Annotated in this window: 1 protein-coding gene and 1 tRNA gene; one reads left to right on the forward strand and one right to left on the reverse strand. The window is 37.5% G+C overall.

Annotated features, from left to right (window positions below; genetic code table 11):
* The coding region (gene hutU, locus K6343_01540) for a urocanate hydratase (GenBank protein ID MEF3244658.1) at positions 1–1,026 on the forward strand (1,026 nt) is incomplete at its 5' end.
* 5 nt (positions 1,027–1,031) lie between these two features.
* Here hutU and K6343_01545 read toward each other — a convergent pair.
* Positions 1,032–1,108, reverse strand: a tRNA-Arg gene (locus K6343_01545).
* Positions 1,109–2,018: the final 910 nt, after the last annotated feature.

A 2,018-nucleotide genomic window follows, 5' to 3' on the forward strand; every position in this document is an offset into this window, starting at 1 on the left:
ATTAAGATTGCTTTGGAAAATAAAGAAAAAGGAACACCAATATCAATTGGCCTTCATGCAAATATTGTAGATATCTTACCTAAAATGATTAAAGATGGTTTCATACCAGATATTGTAACTGACCAAACTGCAGCACATGATCCTCTTAATGGGTATATCCCGAAAGGTTTAAGTGTTGAAGAAGCAAGCATAATAAGGAAACAGGAAAAAGATGGATATCTAAAAAGAGTGTATGAATCAATGGTAGAGCACGTAAATGCTATTGTTGAAATGAAAAAGGCGGGTTCAAAAGTATTTGAATACGGAAATAACCTTAGAAGGAATGCCTACGACCATGGAGCAGAGGATGCTTTTGAAATTCCTGGATATGTTCCAGAATACATTAGACCACTTTTTGCGGAAGGTAAAGGTCCTTTTAGATGGGCTGCTTTATCTGGAGATCCAGAGGACATCTACACTACAGATGAAGTTGTCTTGAATCTTTTCCCATATGATGAGCACTTAAAGAAATGGATAGATCTTGCCCACAAAAAAGTGCACTTCCAGGGACTTCCCGCAAGGATATGCTGGCTTGGACAAGGAGAAAGAGAAACATTTGGACTTGAGATTAATAAACTTTTAAAAGAAGGGAAACTAAAGGCACCAATTGTAATAGGTAGAGACCACCACGATACTGGATCTGTTGCCTCTCCATACAGGGAAACTGAAAAGATGCTTGATGGTTCAGATGCAATAGCAGATTGGCCTATTTTAAACGCCCTACTCAATGCATCATCTGGAGCGACATGGGTATCAGTCCATCATGGTGGAGGAGTAGGAATTGGATATTCAATACATGCAGGCTTTGTAGTAGTTGCAGACGGAACAGACCTTGCACATGAAAAAATATCAAGGGTCCTCCATAATGATCCAGCAAGCGGTGTTGTTCGACATGCAGATGCAGGCTATGAAATAGCCATTCAAACAGCAAAAAAGCATGGTATTAAGATGCCTATGCTTGATAATACTAAGAAGAATAAATCTTAAAAAATTGGCGCGCCTAGCAGGAGTCGAACCCGCAACCCACGGTTCCGTAGACCGTTGCTCTATCCAGTTGAGCTATAGGCGCGTCAACTTATTATAACGTCATTTAATATTTTTTTCAAGGTTTTGTGTAGAGCGCTCTTATAAACTCCTATCCTAAAACAAGTGCTTGCTTACACAAAGTGGATAACAGGACAAGTTCTTGGCACCCTGAATTATGTCACCCAGAATCATGTCATCCTGAACGCTTTTCTTTGTCATCCTGACCCTCTTTTTTTTATTATCCTGAGCATCCCTTTTCTTTGTCATCCTGTTTCCCTTTTCTTTGTCATCCTGAGTATCCCTTTTCTTTGTCATCCTGAGCGATAGCGAAGGATCTCATATTTGAGGGGGTAAAAGACACCCTCTCAAGACTTCTCCAAGTAATAGAAAAACACAAAAGGATGAGATTCTTCGGGCTTACGCCCTCAGAATGACCGCAGGGACTTTGTGCTTTCTTCCACAAAGAAAAGGTTACAACATAACATTGTGGGTTGTCTTACCACTTTTATGGGAAGTCTTATTACCTATGTTTATATCCTTCACGGTAATGAAAGTTCAAATCTAACAAAATTGCCAAAACAAAAAAGAGAGAAGTAAATATTTGTAAGTGATGACTAAAACTTAGAGCAGTTGACAGAGACAAATATTTTGTTGAGACCTTGAAGTTGCAGATGAGTATTGAAAGAAAGTTAGACAAAGTAAAGTTGTTGTATGGATTGAGAAAATCTCGATACAGGTGAAGGTGGAGAGTAGTAATACAAGCACTCAAGAACTCTATTGTTATAAACATAAAAGTGTTAGCAAAGATCCCCAAAAAGGTTTCAAAAAGAAAACTCAATTACAATAAATTAATTTTAAAGAGGACAATAAAAGTTAGAAATGAGAAAAAGTAGAAAAAGTGAAAAGTTAAACTAAAATTTTGAAAAAGTTGATATATCAACTTTTTCAAAATT

Source organism: Caldisericaceae bacterium (assembly GCA_036574215.1).
Taxonomy (GTDB): Bacteria; Caldisericota; Caldisericia; order Caldisericales; family Caldisericaceae; genus Caldisericum.